This window comes from Nocardia acidivorans NBRC 108247 (assembly GCF_001625085.1).
GTDB classification, from domain to species: Bacteria; Actinomycetota; Actinomycetes; order Mycobacteriales; family Mycobacteriaceae; genus Nocardia; species Nocardia acidivorans.
The window spans coordinates 72,280-87,319 of sequence record NZ_BDAW01000012.1 but is presented as its reverse complement, the minus strand read 5'-3'; the positions used below and the strand labels follow the sequence as shown (position 1 = coordinate 87,319).

Here is a 15,040-nt window from a genome sequence, read left to right as displayed (position 1 = left end):
CCGGGGCGCTCGGGCAGACTCGGGTTGTCCGCGTATCGCGGCCCGGGACGGCCGTTCCGGACTCCCCCGCCGGCGCTGAGCTGGTCGATCTCGACGGTCACGCGTTTCGGGCCTACGGCGTCACCGAGGGCGCGCGGGTGCTCATCCGGCCCGACGGACACGTCGCTTTCCCGCACCGTTGATCGCGCACGCCGATGTCCCGGGCAGTTGGTCCTTTTGGTCCGGAACCCGCCAGTAGGCCGCCCCGGGCGCGGCAATACCGCCCACCATGCAGAATGATCTTGCTGCCGCACAAGACGATTCATCGCGACCCCACACCGGGACACCGTAAGGTAGTCGCGGCGACCGTTCGGGCGGGCGGCAGTTAGAGGCATCGGTCAGAGGTGGTCTTGGATGTTGGTGAAGGTCCGCAACGATGACCCGTCACGGCTGTCGGGCACCGAACGCACCGTGGTGAACTGGCTCAAATCCTGGAGCGGGCCGCACGCGGTACCCGGCATCGCCATCGTGCAGTGCCAGGACGCCGATATCGTGGTGTGGACGCCGCAGACCAGCGTGGTGCTGGGAGTGCACGCCTTCGCCGAACGGGTCACCGGGACGCTCTCCTGCGCCCAGGACGAACCCTGGACCGTGGACGGCAAACCCGCGCCCATCGACGGTGACGCCGATCCGCTCGAACGGGTGCGGCGGCAGACCATGGAGCTGGCCAACCAGCTCCGCTCCGCGCCCGGCCGGGAGAATGTTCCGGTCAGCGGGCTGGTGCTGCTGGTACCCCAGCTCGGCAGTCGGGTGAAGCTCGAAAAGGGCACGCTCCCACCCGGTATCGACGTACTGATCGGCGATGGGCCGTCATCGCTGCGCAATTACTTCACCGGTCTCGCCGAGGGGGCCGCGCCGTCCTGGGATGCGGCGCAGGTCGGTCAGGCGCTGGGCGCACTCGGATTCGCCGCCGCCGCAACCTACTCCGATCTCGTCTCCGAGGGTTTCTCCCCGCCGGAGTCGGCGCGCAGTTCGGCGCTGCCGATGTCCGCCGCGCCGACCGTGGTGGTGCCGTCGGTGCCGGTGCAATCGGAGGCGCCGGCCGCGCCATCGAATCGCCCCGGCGCCACGGACGCCGAATCATCCAGCGGCCCCGGCACTTCCGGCGAGAAGGACGAGCCTCGCGGGTCTGCCGCGCCGAGCGGTTCGGGCGACTCCCCCGGTGGCGAACAACCCTCGCGGAAGTCCGGCAGCGGCGGCCGTGTCGCCGCGGCCGGTGCCGGAATCGCCGGAGCCGCAGCGGCGGCCGCCGCCTATCGAGCCGTCACCGGCTCCTCCGAACACCATGACCAACCCTCCGGCGGATCGCCGCAGGGACCGCCCGGACCGGGGTCCCCGCAGGGTCCGGGCGGGCAGGGATCGCCGCAAGGTCCCGCCGGACAGGGTTACCCGCAAGGCCAAGCCGGACAAGGCTTCCCGCAAGGCACGGCCGGGCAGGGGTTCGCCCAGAGCGCACCGCAGGGTCCGGGTCCCGGGCAGGCCCGTCCATCGCAGTCCGGCTGGCAGGGCGGTCAACCGCCACGCCAGCAGGGAGTCCCGGCCGGTCCCCCCGTCGAATCCAGCCCGCAGGCAAGCTATTCCGCCGCCCCCTCCCAGCCCGCGGCCCCCGGCTTCCCCATCTGGAACCAACCGAACGCCCCCGCGGCAGCCCCGCGCCCACGCCGCCGCAAAGACCTCCCGATCATCCTCGGCCTGATCCTGGTCGTCGTCATCCTCGCCGTGGCCGCCATGTGCACCGGCGGCTCCACCCGCCATACCGATAAGAACACCCCAACCCAGCCGACCTCCGCCGTACACCGCACCTCCTCGAACGCCACCACGACGACCGACCCCACCATCCCCAAGACCACCGTCGCTCCCCCCTGCTTCCCCCTCCAACCCGGCTGCTGATCTTCCCCCTTCGATGCGTGTAAGTTAGGTTATCCTTACAAACATCGAAGGGAGCTTTCGCGTGCGCGTAGTCATTCTGTTCGGGTCCGAGATGGGCACCGCCGAGCTCACCGCGGAGGCCATCGCGGACGAGCTCGCCACCCATGATGTGTCGCTCTACGACATGTTCGACTTCCATCCGGCAGACCTGGACGCCGACGACTTCCACATCGTCGTCTGCTCCACCTATGGCGACGGCGAACTCCCCACCGGTGCGGAACCCTTCTTCAAGATCCTCGACGCCACCGCGCCGGACCTCACCGGCCTGCGCTTCGCCGTCTTCGGTCTGGGCGACATCATCTACGGCGACACCTTCAACCGGGGCGGTGAGATCTGCGCGGAGAAACTCGTGGCGCGCGGGGCGGTTCAGGTGGGCGAGCACGCCCGCCACGATTCCTCCACCGATATCAAGCCCGGGGAGATGGCTCGCGAATGGGCGGCGACCCTCCCCCTCCACGAGCCGGTCGGCGCCTCCGCGTAATCGGTTCGAATCCGGTGCGGGGCTTGGCCATCGACCTAGTCGGCGCCGCGGTCATAGCGGGAACGAGCCCGGACGTGAGCCGTCGCCAGGAGGTCTTTCACCACGGGGTCGGTGGCCGATTCGGGGTTGATCACCGACAGCCACCCGGCGGTGGCGTAGACGGGGTGGGGAAAGAAGGTGTCCGTCGCGGTCGGATCGACGCGGTGGGCGGCGGTTTCCCGCGGGCTGAAACCCATACGGGCGGTGAAGGCTTCGGCACCCGCGTGAATATTCAGGCGGAAGGTGTTGGGGCGGTTGAGATTCGAGGTGGTGTCCGCGGGATAGTCCTTGGTGATGATGGTGGCGAAGGGCTGGGTGTTGGCCGGGACCTTGCCATCCGGGGCGTAATAGAAGAAGGAGTCGCCCCAGGCGATCTCCGGGTAGGCGGGGTCGCCGGCGGCGGGGGCCAGTTTCAGGATGCCGCCGAGGGATTCGAGGTAGGCGGTGATTTCTTCGATGGTCATGGGTTCCAGACTGTCATTGAGGATCCCGGTGAGAGTTTTCCCTTGAACTACCAGTTCAAGGCATCAAAAGCCTCAAGCCACATCAATGGGGAATGGTGAGGGTCGGGTTGGGATTCGGGCGGGAGCGGACCGTGGAGTCGGTCGCCACCACCGAGGAGGCCCGCGAGCCCAGACGGCCGTCCTCCTTGTAGACGACGGGCATACCGGCGAGGATGGCGTAGGCGCGGTCGCGCTCCACCAGGTATTCGCGAGCGCCGACGTGGAAGACGTACATCTCGTCGTTCTCGGTGATGGTGCGGTCGTCGAGACAGAAGGTGCCCCAACGCCAGTCGGGCTCGAAGAACGCCTGAATGGTCTGCCGCGCCTGCTCGTACGTCACGCCCAAGGTTCTGATCCCCAACCCTCATCGGTCACCGGTATCGGTTATGCCACTGGATAACGCATTGTCCCTCATGGTGTTTGCTACCGGTATGCTCCGAGTGCGGCGAGTCGGGTTCTGATGACCATATTTCTTGGGGCACAGGATTTTCGGGCACGCTCGAATCGAACCGTTGGATAACGGTCCGGCCGGTATGGACCGATGATCATGTTATCCAGATGGTTGCCCCATCACTTTCGAGGGAAATCGATGAAACCCACTACAGCTGTGCTCGCCGTCGGCCTCGCGCTGACGCTGAGCGGATGCGGTTCCACCACAACGCAGTCCGCCGCACCGTCGACGACCCGCTCGGTCTCCGCCCCGGTCTCGGCCCCGGCGACCCAGACCACCAGGGTGACCCAACCGGTCGACCAGTCCGAACAGCCGCGAACGCAACCCGGTCGGACCGATCCGGGCGGCAGTTCGGACGGCCCCGCCGTCGAGCCCGCACCGCAGAGTACGGTCACCGAGAAGCCCGCGCCGCAAACCGCCACCACCATCGCGGCCCCGAACGGCAGCGGCCACGGCCTCTGCTTCGATGTGAACTCCGGCCTGGCGAATCAGGCCGTCAAAGGCCTTGCCAGCACGGCATCGGGCCCCTGGCAGGTCTACGCGGGCAGCGATGACGCGATCGCCGACGGCTGCGACGGCGTGCTGTCGTACATGATCGTCACCTCGGGCAATATCCACCCGTACACGCACATCCTGTACTTCACCAACGGCACCTACCTGGGCACCGCGACCTCCAAACCGTACGGCTACACCACGGTCACCGGTAAAACCCGCTCCGCCGTATCGGTCGACTACCGCTGGCTGAAGTCCAACGAACCGCTGTGCTGCCCCGAGGGCGGGCCGAGCACCGTCACCTTCACCCTGAGCGGCACCACGGTCACGGCGAACGGCCAATTCCCGCCCAACTGAATTCCGTTCCCGGTCCCCTCTGGTAGCCGTTCGACATCACCGCGTGTCCGATGCGCTGTCGCTGTCGGGTTCAGAGGGGATCCGCATATATCTTCAGTAGTGCAGGTTTTGGGGCTGGTGAGGAGAGAGCGGGTGCTATGCACTGGGATCAGATGAGGGATACGCCCGAGGACTTGCGCAAACGCGCGACCCGATTGCGGCGCGGCGTGGGCCAGCTGGGGATTCTGGAGTCGATCATCGAGGCCGCCGAGGGGCCGTGGCTCGGCGCGATGGACGCAGACGGGCGCGGTGCGGCCGAGTTGCGTATGCATCTGGCCGGGAAGTATCGGCTGCTCGTGGTGGTGACCAGTGCGGGCAAGATCAGCCTGGTGCATGTGAATTCGCTGTCCAAGGGCGAGGGCGGGGAGAAGATCCTGTCCACCAAGACCGCGCAGCGCAAGGGGTGGGACGAGGAGAAGATGCCGCGGCCGCAGGAGTGGCTGGAGTACGTGGTGCGGTGGGTGTCGGAGGTGAGCGGCGAGGTCGATCGGCGCGCGGTGGTCGAATGGCTGCTGGCGGGGGCCGATCGCAAACTCGCCACGGTGAACGATGTGATCGAGAGTCTGCGAATCAGCCTGCGCGAGCAGGAGGAGATGCGCGATGAACGGGCTGCGGAGGTCGCCGAACTCAAAGCGGAGCTGAAATACCTCACCGCGGTCGTCGACCGGACGCCCGCACCCGAACCCCAGCCCGCACCGGTCACCACACCCGAACCAGCGCCTGCGCCGGTGCCCGAGCCGGTCGCCCCGATCGAGGCGGCCACCCAGGCCGAGCACGCCCCGATCGCAGAGGTCGAGGCCCCCGAGGAACCCGTCCTCGAGACTGTCGGCGTGAGCGCCGAATAACCAAAACCGCCGCCGGACTTCGTGTCCGGCGGCGGTTTCCTTTCGAGCGCGTGAGCGTCAGCCGAAGGCGATGTGGCCCAGGGTGTTCCAGCCCATGACCGAGTCGACGGCCAGACCGCAGAAGACCACCGCGAGGTAGTTGTTCGACTGGAGGAACAGCCGCAGCGGCTTCACCGGCTCACCACGACGCACACCCGAGTACAGCTGATGCGCCATCAGCAGGAACCAGGCACCGGCGGCGATGGCCACGGCGGCGTAGATCGCACCGGCCGCGGGCACCAGGGCGAGCGTGGCCAGCACGGTCAACCAGGTATAGATCACGATCTGCTTGGTGACGACCTGTTCGGTGGCGACCACCGGCAGCATCGGCACCCCGGCCGCCTTGTAATCCTCCTTGTAGCGCATGGCCAGCGCCCAGGTGTGCGGCGGCGTCCAGAAGAAGATGATCAGGAACAGCACGATCGCGGGCCACCCGATATTCCCGGTGACCGCGGACCAGCCGACGAGCGCGGGCATGCATCCGGCCGCGCCGCCCCAGATCACATTCTGTGAGGTGCGCCGCTTGAGGCCGAGGGTGTAGACGAAGACGTAGAACAGAATCGTCGCCACCACGAGCACACCGCTGAGCAGATTCGCCTGCCACCACAGCCACGCGAACGATCCCAATCCGAGTGCGATACCGAAGACGGCCGCGTTCCGGGTCGGTACGGCTTCGCGCGCGAGCGGACGCTTGGAGGTCCGCTTCATCACCTTGTCGATATCGGCGTCGGCCACGCAGTTCAGCGTGTTCGCCGAGGCCGCGCCCATCCAGCCGCCGAACAGCGTCGCCAGGATCAACCCCAGATCCGCATGCCCGCGATCGGCCAGCAGCATGGTGGGAATTGTTGCCACCAGCAGCAATTCGATGACACGGGGCTTGGTGAGCGCGATATAGGCGAGTACCCGACGAACGCCCGCGGACAGCGGTCCGCTGCCCGTGACGCGGTCGGCCAGCACCGTCCCGGAGGAGCCGTGAGCGCCACCCGGCTGTTGCCCAATCCGCACTGTTTCTCCTCGCACGCCGTGCACTTGATCCGGTCTGGAACTAGCAGCGCGCTCTGCCGTTCCCTTTGAGACAAGACTGTGCCGGCGCGGCTACTACTACAGAGCATGGTAGACCCACGCGGACCGTGCTCTCGTCCAGGTCCGGCCCGGGCGCACCGAGATATGTCCGCGACACCATCGATTCGGGGTCACGAACAGGTCCGCGCGAGGTGACGAATAGCGACACGTCGGCCGGTGAACGCGGGTTCCCGCGTGGCGCGGAATCCGTCACCTTTAGGGTGGTGGATAGTCCGGTGCGCTGTCCGATGATCGACTCGGCGCATCGCGCCGCCAGCGAAGCCGCCGACAATTCAGTGTTCACGAGAAGGTCAGGAGAACCTCGGTCGTGTCAGTCACAGACGACATCCGCGCCCTCACTCAGCCGCACCACCCCGCCGACTGGTCCGAAGTGGATACCAGGGCCGTGGATACGGCCCGAATCCTCGCCGCGGACGCGGTGCAGAACGCCGGAAACGGTCACCCGGGCACCGCAATGAGCCTGGCACCGTTGGCATACACGCTGTTCCAGCGGGTCATGCGCATCGATCCGAGCGATCCGGAGTGGGTGGGGCGCGACCGGTTCGTGCTGTCCTGCGGCCACTCCAGTCTGACCCAGTACGTGCAGCTGTACCTGGCGGGTTTCGGTCTGGAACTGAATGATCTGGTCAATCTGCGCAAGTGGGGTTCGCTGACCCCGGGTCACCCGGAGTACCGGCACACCAACGGCGTGGAGATCACCACCGGCCCGCTGGGTCAGGGTCTGGCCTCGGCGGTCGGCATGTCGATGGCGTCGCGGCGTGAGCGCGGTCTCTTCGATCCGGCTGCGGCACAGGGGCAGAGCCCGTTCGACCACTTCATCTACGTCATCGCCTCGGACGGCGATCTCGAAGAGGGCGTCACCTCCGAGGCGTCCTCACTGGCGGGCACGCAGCAACTGGGCAATCTCATCGTCTTCTACGACGACAACCGGATCTCCATCGAGGATGACACCCGCATCGCCTTCACCGAGGACGTGGCCGCGCGCTACCGCGCCTACGACTGGCATGTGCAGGTCGTCGAGGGCGGCGAGAATGTGACCGGTATCGAGGAGGCCATCGCCGCGGCGCAGGCCGTCACCGATAAGCCGTCGATCATCGTGCTGCGCACCATCATCGGCTTCCCGGCGCCCACCAAGATGAACACCGGTGGCGCGCACGGCGCGGCGCTGGGCAAGGACGAGGTCGCCGCCACCAAGAAGGTGCTGGGCTTCGATCCGGAGAAGAGCTTCGAGGTCGACGACGCGATCATCGCGCACACCCGCAATCAGGTCGCCGATCGCGCCAAGGCCGCCAAGGCCGCTTGGCAGGACCAGTTCGACGCGTGGGCGGCGGCCAACCCGGAGAACAAGGCGCTCTTCGATCGCCTGCGGACCCGCAGCCTGCCGCAGGGCTGGGCCGATTCGCTGCCGTCCTGGGAGGCCGATCCCAAGGGCATGGCCACCCGTAAGGCGTCCGGCGCGGTGCTCGCGGCGCTGGCCCCGGTGCTGCCGGAGCTGTGGGGCGGTTCGGCCGACCTCGCCGAGTCCAACAACACCACCATGCCGAACACCCCGAGCTTCGGCCCGGAGGACATCTCCACCGGGATGTGGAAGGCCAACCCGTACGGCCGCACGCTGCACTTCGGTGTGCGCGAGCACGCCATGGGCTCCATCCTCAACGGCATTGCGCTGCACGGTCCGACGCGTCCGTACGGCGGCACCTTCCTGGTGTTCTCCGATTACATGCGGCCCGCGGTGCGCCTGGGCGCGCTCATGCGCACCCCGGTCACCTACGTGTGGACGCACGACTCCATCGGCCTGGGCGAGGACGGTCCCACGCATCAGCCGATCGAGCATCTGGCCGCGCTGCGCGCCATCCCGGGCCTGAATGTGGTCCGCCCGGGTGACGCCAACGAGACCGCGTACGCCTGGCGCACCATCCTCGAACGTGACTCCTCCGAACGGCATTCGCATTTCGTGCCCGCGGACACACCGCATCAGGACGGCCCGTCGGCGCTGGCGCTGACCCGTCAGGACCTGCCGATCCAGGAGGGCACCTCCTACGAGGGCGTCCGCAAGGGCGGTTACGTGCTGGCCGAATCCTCCACTGCCACACCGCAGGTGATCCTGATCGCCACCGGTTCGGAGCTGCAGCTCGCGGTGGACGCGCGCGCTACGCTCGAGGCACAGGGCATCGGCACCCGCGTGGTGTCCATGCCGTGTGTGGAGTGGTTCGACGCGCAGGATCAGTCCTACCGTGACGAGGTACTGCCGCCTTCGGTGAAGGCGCGGGTCACGGTGGAGGCCGGAATCGGCATGCCGTGGTACCGATTCGTCGGCGATGCCGGTGAAATCGTGTCGATCGAGCATTTCGGTGCCTCGGCCGACTACAAGACGCTGTTCCGCGAGTTCGGCATCACCACCGAAGCCGTGGTCGAGGCCGCCAACCGCTCGCTCACCAAGGTGAAGGGATAGGCATCATGACTCAGAACACCAACCTCGCGGCGCTGTCGGCCGCAGGGGTCTCGGTGTGGCTCGACGATCTCTCGCGTGATCGCATCAAGTCCGGAAACCTCCGGGACCTGATCGATACCCGCAGCGTCGTCGGTGTCACCACCAACCCGACCATTTTCCAGGGCGCGCTCTCGCAGGGCCACGATTATGACGCTCAGGTGCGCGAACTCGCCGCCCGGGGCGCGGACGTGGACTCGGCGATTCGCACCATCACCACCGATGACGTGCGCGCGGCCTGCGATATCTTCGCCGACGTGTTCGCCGCCTCGGGCGGTAAGGACGGCCGCGTCTCGATCGAGGTCGATCCGCGACTGGCCTTCGACACCGATGGCACGGTGGCCCAGGCCGTCGAGCTGTGGAAGATCGTGGACCGGCAGAATCTGCTCATCAAGATTCCCGCCACCGAGGCCGGTATTCCGGCCATCTCGCGGGTGATCGCGGAGGGCATCAGCGTGAATGTGACGCTGATCTTCTCGGTCGAGCGGTACCGCGCGGTCATGGGCGCGTACCTCGACGGCCTCACCAACGCGCACACCGCCGGACATGATCTGGCCAAGATCCATTCCGTCGCTTCGTTCTTCGTCTCCCGCGTGGACACCGAGATCGACAAGCGCCTCGAGGCCATCGGCACCCCCGAGGCCCTGGCGCTGCGTGGTAAGGCCGGAATCGCCAACGCGCGCTTGGCCTATGCGGCCTACCAGGACGTATTCGACGGTGGCGCACACACTTCGGTGTTCGCGCGGCTGGCGGCCTCCGGTGGCGCGAACGCGCAGCGTCCGCTGTGGGCCTCGACCGGTGTGAAGAATCCGGAGTTCCCGGACACCATGTACGTCACCGAGCTGGTGGCGCCGAACACGGTGAACACGCTGCCGGAGAAGACCCTTCAGGCCGCCGCCGATCATGCCGAGATCACCGGCGACACCATGTCCGGCACCGGACCGGCATCGCAGCAGATCTTCGATCAGCTGGTCGCGGTCGGGGTCAATCTGGACGAGGTGTTCGGGGTGCTCGAGGTCGAGGGCGTTGACAAATTCGTGAAGTCCTGGGAGGAACTGCTGGTGGCCACCACCGAGCAGCTCCAGGTAGCCGGAGGCAACTGACCGTGACGGACCGCGCGGCGACAACGGTCACGAAGGGGAACCCGCTCCGCGATGGGCGGGACAGCCGGGTTCCCCGCATCGCCGGACCGTGCAGCATGGTGATTTTCGGGGTGACCGGTGACCTGTCGCGGCGCAAACTGCTGCCGGCCATCTACGACCTGGCGAACCGCGGGTTGCTGCCACCCGGTTTCGCCCTGGTCGGGTTCGCCCGACGGGATATGAGCGAGGACGAGTTCGCCACCCTGGTGAAGGATTCGGTGAGCTCTTCCGCGCGTACCCCGTTCCGCGAGGAGGTGTGGGAGCAGCTGCGCGAGGGATTGCGGTTCGTCCAGGGCACTTTCGAGGACGGCGCGGCATTCCATCGCCTGGCCACCACCCTCAAGGACTTGGACCGCGATCGCGGGACCGGCGGCAATCACGCCTTCTACCTCGCGATTCCGCCCACCGAATTCCCGGTGGTGCTCGACGAGCTCTCCAAGAACGGTCTGGCACAACCGAATCTGGCGCAGGCCGGGCAGAACCCGGCGTGGCGGCGCGTGGTCATCGAGAAGCCGTTCGGACATGATCTGAAAAGTGCTCGCGAGCTGAACGCGCTGGTCAATCGGGTGTTCCCGGAGTCGTCGGTGTTCCGCATCGACCACTACCTGGGCAAGGAGACGGTGCAGAACATTCTGGCGCTGCGCTTCGCGAACCAGCTGTGGGATCCGATCTGGAATGCCAATTACGTCGATCACGTGCAGATCACCATGGCCGAGGACATCGGATTGGGCGGTCGCGCAGGGTATTACGACGGTATCGGCGCAGCCCGCGATGTGATCCAGAACCATCTGCTGCAGCTGCTCGCGCTGACGGCGATGGAGGAGCCGGTCAGCTTCCAGCCCAAGCAGTTGCAGACCGAGAAGATCAAGGTGCTCTCGGCGGTGAAACTGGTCGAGCCGCTGGACGAGACGTCCGCGCGCGGGCAGTACACCGCCGGCTGGCAGGGCAGCGAGCCCGTTGTGGGGCTGTTGCAGGAGGAGGGTTTCGACCCGAATTCGCGCACCGAGACCTACGCCGCCATCACCCTGGCCGTGGAGACGCGGCGCTGGGCGGGCGTGCCGTTCTACCTGCGCACCGGAAAACGCCTGGGCCGCCGCGTCACCGAGATCGCGGTCGTGTTCAAGCGCGCGCCGCATCTGCCCTTCGATCAGACCATGACCGAGGAGCTGGGGCAGAACGCCCTGGTGGTCCGGGTGCAGCCGGACGAGGGCATCACCATGCGATTCGGGTCCAAGGTGCCCGGCTCCAGCATGGAGGTCCGCGATGTGAATATGGACTTCAGCTACGGCGAAGCCTTCACCGAGGACTCTCCCGAGGCGTACGAGCGGCTCATCCTGGATGTGCTGCTGGGCGTGCCGTCGCTCTTCCCGGTCAACGAGGAGGTCGAATTGTCTTGGGAGATCCTCGATCCCGTACTCGAGCACTGGGCGGCCCAGGGCAAACCCGATCCGTACGAGGCCGGTATGTGGGGTCCGGAATCCGCCGATGAGATGCTCGCGCGCAGCGGGCGGGAATGGCGGCGACCGTGATCATCGATATGCCCGATACCGATACCCGCGAGGTATCCAAGCGGCTGATCCAGCTGCGCGAGGCCAATGGCGTGGTCACCATGGGGCGGGTGCTCACCCTGGTGGTGTGCACACTGGACAGCTCCGAGGCGGAGGGGGCGATAGACGCCGCCAATGACGCCTCGCGGGAACATCCCTGTCGCGTCATAGTTCTCGCACGCGGTGACCGCAATGCGGCCACGCGCTTGGACGCGCAGATCCGGGTCGGCGGCGATGCCGGTGCGGCCGAGGTCATCGTGCTGCGGTTGCAGGGTGAGCTGGTCGCGCACGAGAGCAGTGTGGTGGTGCCGTTCCTGCTGCCCGACACCCCCGTGGTGGCGTGGTGGCCCAGGGGCGCACCGGAATTCCCGTCCAAGGATTCGGTGGGCCGCCTGGCGACCCGGCGCATCACCGATGCGACGTTCGCACAGGATCCGCAGGACACCATCAAGAAGCGGCGCGGCAGTTACGCGCCCGGCGATACCGATCTGGCGTGGAGCCGGATCAGCTATTGGCGGGCGCTGCTCGCGGCGGCGCTGGATGAAGCGCCGTTCGAACCCGTTGAGTCCGTGACGGTTTCGGGTCTGCGAGAGGAACCCGCGCTGGACATGCTGGCCGGATGGCTGGCCGCCCGGCTGGACTGCCCGGTGGTGCGGCAGATCGGTGAGCTGAAGGTGGAGATGCGCCGCCCGACGGTGACGATCTCCATTTCCCGCCCGCAGCACGGTCGTACCGCGACCCTGACCCGCACCGGTGAACCCGATCAGCGATTCGCCTTGGCGCGCAGGGAGACTCGCGACTGCCTGGCCGAGGAGCTGCGGCACCTCGACGCCGATGACATCTATGCCGAGGCGCTGACCGGCATCGAAAGGGTGACCTATGAGTAAGCCCACCATCGAAACCTTCGGCACCCCGGACGAACTCGTCCAGGCCGCCGCGGCGCGGCTGGTGGTGCGGATCGTCGAGGCGCAGCGACTGCACGGGTCGGCGTCGGTCGTCTTGACCGGCGGCGGCACAGGTATCGGTCTGCTTGAATGGGTTCGCAAGGCCCCCGGCGACATCGACTGGTCCAAGCTCGACATCTTCTGGGGCGATGAGCGTTTCGTGCCCGCCGGGGATCCCGAGCGCAATGACCTCCAGGCGCGTCAGGCGCTGCTGGACCATGTTCCGGTCGATCCGGCCCGGGTCCATCCGACCGAAACCTCCAGTGGCGACTACCCGGACGTGCTCGAGGCCACCGGCGAGTACGCCGCCACCGTGCACGCCCATCTGGCGCAGCACGGGGCGTTCGATATCCACCTGCTCGGCATGGGCGGTGAAGGGCATGTCAACTCGCTCTTCCCGCACACCGCCGCCACCCGCGAGCAGCACGATCTCGTTGTGGCGGAGACGCATTCGCCCAAACCCCCGGCCGTCCGCATCACGCTGACGCTGCCCGCCATCCGCAAGTCCCGGCACGTCATGATCATCACGGCGGGCGAGGCCAAGGCGGCCGCGGTGGCCGCCGCGCTCAATGGCGCCTCCCCCCTTGATATTCCGGCTGCCGGAGCGATCGGCACCGAATCCACCACCTGGCTCCTGGACGAAGCCGCCGCGGCGGATCTCCCCCGCGGCTGATCAGATCGTGGCGAAGTCCCGAAGCAGCGCGGCGGTTGTTTCGGGATCTTCGAGCATCGGAATGTGACCCACGCCGGGGAGCATTTCGATGCGGGCACCGGGGACAGCGCGGTAGTCGGCGGCGCAGGACGAACGCCAGCGTTGATCGGCCTCGCCGAAGATCACCAGGAGCGGTAGGCCCAGGGCGGTGAGACGGTCGGGGAGGCTGCGCTGACCGAGGTACGCCAGGGGTGCGCGCAGGGAACCGACCATGGATTGATGGGTCATGCCCATCAGGTGCTCGACCAGGGCTTCGGGGATATCCACGGGGCGGGTGAAGCCGTTCTCCGCGGCTTTGCGGAGGGTGTTCTCGTTGCGTAATCGCCAGAGCAGGCGGCCGGGGAATGTGGTCACCAGCAGGCGGGTGGTCAGGGGTTCGGGGATCTTGGCGGCCGGGGTCGAGCCGAAGTCGATCAGGATCATGGCCGTCACCAGGGCGGGGCGTTGTTCGGCCAGGGCGGTGACCACGGTGCACCCCGAGGAGTGGCCGACCACGGTGACCCGGGTGATGCCGAGCAGGTCCAGTACCTGGCCCACCTTGCGGGCGTGGGTGGGGATATCGTATCGGCTCGCGGGGCCCGCGGATCTGCCGTGACCCAGCAGATCCACTCGGATGACATGGAATTCGGCTGCCAGTCGCGGAATCATTGTGTCCCACATGGCTGTCGGGACCGCCGCATTCGAGATCAGCAGCAGTGCGGGCGCATCCGGCATGCCATCCTCGACGACGTACATCTCACCATCGTCGAGTCGTACCGATCGTGCACCGGCGGTCGAGTTCTCCGATATGCGTTTTGCCATACCTGTCAGCATGATGAGCGGTGCCGCTGCGAGTCTTGGAGAAATATTCCCGTTGGGGTTCGGTGCCGGTGTCGGCGCCCTTGCGGATATGGAGACCGATCGGTGTGACGCGCTGTCGGCTCGGCTATGCGCGACCCCGCGCCCGCCTCCCCAATCTCACACCGCGGGGGCGGATCCGCCTGAGGATCGATCCCGCCGCGACTGGCATTATCGCGGTGTGAACCTACGATTCGGAATTCAGTTGGCGCCGACGGTGACCGAGCTGCCGCAGTTGCGTGCGATGGCCAAGGTCGCGGATCGGGAAGGGTTGGATCTGCTCGGAATCCAGGATCATCCGTATTCGGGTGGGCTGGCCGATACGTTCGCGGTGATCGCCACCGTGCTCGCGGAAACCGAACGGCTGCGGGTGTTTCCGGATGTGGCGAGCCTACCGTTGCGCGGGCCCGCGATGCTCGGGAAGCAGGCGGCGACCCTGGATCTGCTCAGCGGCGGGCGATTCGAACTCGCGCTGGGCGCGGGTGCTTTCTGGCCCGCGATCGGTGCGATGGGCGGACCGGTGCGATCGAATCCCGAAGCGCTGCGGGCGCTCGAGGAGGCGACGGCGATCATTCGGGCCATGTGGTTGCCCGGGACGAAGGCGAAAGTCGATGGCGCGCTGTACCGGGTGCACGGTGTGCAGGCCGGACCCGCGCCCGCGCATCCGGTCGGAATCTGGTTCGGCAGCGTCGGTCCCAAGGCCAATGCCCTCACCGGACGGATCGCCGACGGGTGGGCCGCGCCCATCCCGCACTACCTGCCGTATGAGAAATGGCAAGCGACACAGGACATCATCTCCGCGTCGGCGGTCGACGCGGGGCGGGATCCGGCCGATATCACCCGGATGGCGCAGCTCGTCGGAACGATCACCGAGGCCCCCGGGCCGGTCACGCTGCGCGGCGAGGAGCCGATTCGGACCGATGCCGCAGGGTGGGCTCGCGTTCTGGCCGATCTCGCCCTGGAGACCGGCTTCGACACCTTCGTGTACTGGCCCGAATCCGCCGACGACACCCAGCTGCGCCGGTGGATCGGCGATGTCGTTCCGGCGGCACGAGCCCTGTGCGCCTGACCAT

At 67.2% G+C, this 15,040-nt stretch carries 14 protein-coding genes; 10 read left to right on the top strand and 4 right to left on the bottom strand.

What is annotated here, in order from left to right:
* The first annotated feature begins 393 nt into the window (after positions 1-393).
* On the top strand, positions 394-1,929 hold the full coding sequence (locus NA10_RS06470) for a hypothetical protein (protein WP_067564616.1): 1,536 nt from the start codon (positions 394-396) through the stop codon (positions 1,927-1,929).
* 61 nt (positions 1,930-1,990) lie between these two features.
* The gene (locus NA10_RS06465) at positions 1,991-2,449 is read left to right on the top strand and encodes a flavodoxin domain-containing protein (protein ID WP_067564614.1); all 459 of its coding nucleotides are present in this window, start codon (positions 1,991-1,993) and stop codon (positions 2,447-2,449) included.
* Positions 2,450-2,484: 35 nt separating this feature from the next.
* Here the strand turns inward: NA10_RS06465 and NA10_RS06460 are convergent, their stop codons facing one another.
* Both NA10_RS06460 and NA10_RS06455 read right to left on the bottom strand, forming a co-directional pair.
* A complete protein-coding gene (locus NA10_RS06460; RefSeq protein ID WP_067564612.1) occupies positions 2,485-2,952 on the bottom strand; it encodes a DUF6194 family protein in 468 nt (155 codons plus the stop codon).
* Between the two features lie 82 nt (positions 2,953-3,034).
* Complete coding sequence (locus NA10_RS06455; RefSeq protein WP_067564611.1) at positions 3,035-3,331, bottom strand: hypothetical protein; 297 nt, start codon at positions 3,329-3,331, stop codon at positions 3,035-3,037.
* A 249-nt stretch (positions 3,332-3,580) separates the two neighbouring features.
* Here NA10_RS06455 and NA10_RS06450 point away from each other — a divergent pair, with 249 nt between their 5' ends.
* Together NA10_RS06450 and NA10_RS06445 are read left to right on the top strand one after the other, a co-directional pair.
* Positions 3,581-4,291 (top strand): LppP/LprE family lipoprotein, encoded by a 711-nt coding sequence (locus NA10_RS06450; protein ID WP_169812537.1) that lies wholly within the window; start codon positions 3,581-3,583, stop codon positions 4,289-4,291.
* Between the two features lie 152 nt (positions 4,292-4,443).
* Positions 4,444-5,175, top strand: a complete 732-nt coding sequence (locus NA10_RS06445; RefSeq protein ID WP_157556133.1) for a hypothetical protein — start codon at positions 4,444-4,446, stop codon at positions 5,173-5,175.
* 57 nt (positions 5,176-5,232) lie between these two features.
* Here NA10_RS06445 and NA10_RS06440 read toward each other — a convergent pair whose 3' ends face one another.
* Positions 5,233-6,219, bottom strand: a complete 987-nt coding sequence (locus NA10_RS06440) for a heme o synthase (RefSeq protein WP_067564605.1) — start codon at positions 6,217-6,219, stop codon at positions 5,233-5,235.
* Positions 6,220-6,604: 385 nt separating this feature from the next.
* On the opposite strand from NA10_RS06440, the gene tkt reads away from it, so the two are divergent.
* From tkt to pgl, 5 genes are read left to right on the top strand one after another with little or no spacing between them, the layout of a single operon-like run.
* Positions 6,605-8,749 carry a transketolase gene (tkt, locus tag NA10_RS06435; protein ID WP_067564603.1) on the top strand — a complete coding sequence of 715 codons (2,145 nt, stop codon included), beginning with the start codon at positions 6,605-6,607 and terminating at the stop codon, positions 8,747-8,749.
* A gap of 5 nt (positions 8,750-8,754) precedes the next feature.
* Positions 8,755-9,888 (top strand): transaldolase, encoded by a 1,134-nt coding sequence (tal, locus tag NA10_RS06430; RefSeq protein ID WP_067564602.1) that lies wholly within the window; start codon positions 8,755-8,757, stop codon positions 9,886-9,888.
* Positions 9,889-9,890: 2 nt separating this feature from the next.
* The gene (zwf, locus tag NA10_RS06425; protein WP_067564600.1) at positions 9,891-11,456 is read left to right on the top strand and encodes a glucose-6-phosphate dehydrogenase; all 1,566 of its coding nucleotides are present in this window, start codon (positions 9,891-9,893) and stop codon (positions 11,454-11,456) included.
* Positions 11,453-12,361, top strand: coding sequence for a glucose-6-phosphate dehydrogenase assembly protein OpcA (gene opcA, locus NA10_RS06420; RefSeq protein WP_174562476.1), 909 nt, complete (start codon positions 11,453-11,455; stop codon positions 12,359-12,361). The genes zwf and opcA overlap by 4 nt, the downstream gene beginning before the upstream one ends.
* Entirely contained in the window at positions 12,354-13,091 is a 738-nt protein-coding gene (pgl, locus tag NA10_RS06415) for a 6-phosphogluconolactonase (RefSeq protein ID WP_067564597.1), read from the top strand. Before opcA ends, pgl begins: the two co-directional genes overlap by 8 nt.
* Here the strand turns inward: pgl and NA10_RS06410 are convergent, their stop codons facing one another.
* Entirely contained in the window at positions 13,092-13,931 is an 840-nt protein-coding gene (locus tag NA10_RS06410) for an alpha/beta fold hydrolase (RefSeq protein WP_067564595.1), read from the bottom strand.
* Positions 13,932-14,148: 217 nt separating this feature from the next.
* On the opposite strand from NA10_RS06410, the gene NA10_RS06405 reads away from it, so the two are divergent.
* Positions 14,149-15,036, top strand: coding sequence for an LLM class flavin-dependent oxidoreductase (locus NA10_RS06405; RefSeq protein WP_067564593.1), 888 nt, complete (start codon positions 14,149-14,151; stop codon positions 15,034-15,036).
* Positions 15,037-15,040 lie beyond the last annotated feature (4 nt).

Excerpts from the sequence above, each read along its gene's own strand:
- NA10_RS06470 (WP_067564616.1), top strand. The coding sequence starts at position 394 with ATGTTGGTGAAGGTCCGCAACGATGACCCGTCACGGCTGTCGGGCACC.
- NA10_RS06460 (WP_067564612.1), bottom strand. The coding sequence starts at position 2,952 with ATGACCATCGAAGAAATCACCGCCTACCTCGAATCCCTCGGCGGCATC.
- NA10_RS06450 (WP_169812537.1), top strand. The coding sequence starts at position 3,581 with ATGAAACCCACTACAGCTGTGCTCGCCGTCGGCCTCGCGCTGACGCTG.
- NA10_RS06445 (WP_157556133.1), top strand. The coding sequence starts at position 4,444 with ATGAGGGATACGCCCGAGGACTTGCGCAAACGCGCGACCCGATTGCGG.
- tal (WP_067564602.1), top strand. The coding sequence starts at position 8,755 with ATGACTCAGAACACCAACCTCGCGGCGCTGTCGGCCGCAGGGGTCTCG.
- pgl (WP_067564597.1), top strand. The coding sequence starts at position 12,354 with ATGAGTAAGCCCACCATCGAAACCTTCGGCACCCCGGACGAACTCGTC.
- NA10_RS06410 (WP_067564595.1), bottom strand. The coding sequence starts at position 13,931 with ATGGCAAAACGCATATCGGAGAACTCGACCGCCGGTGCACGATCGGTA.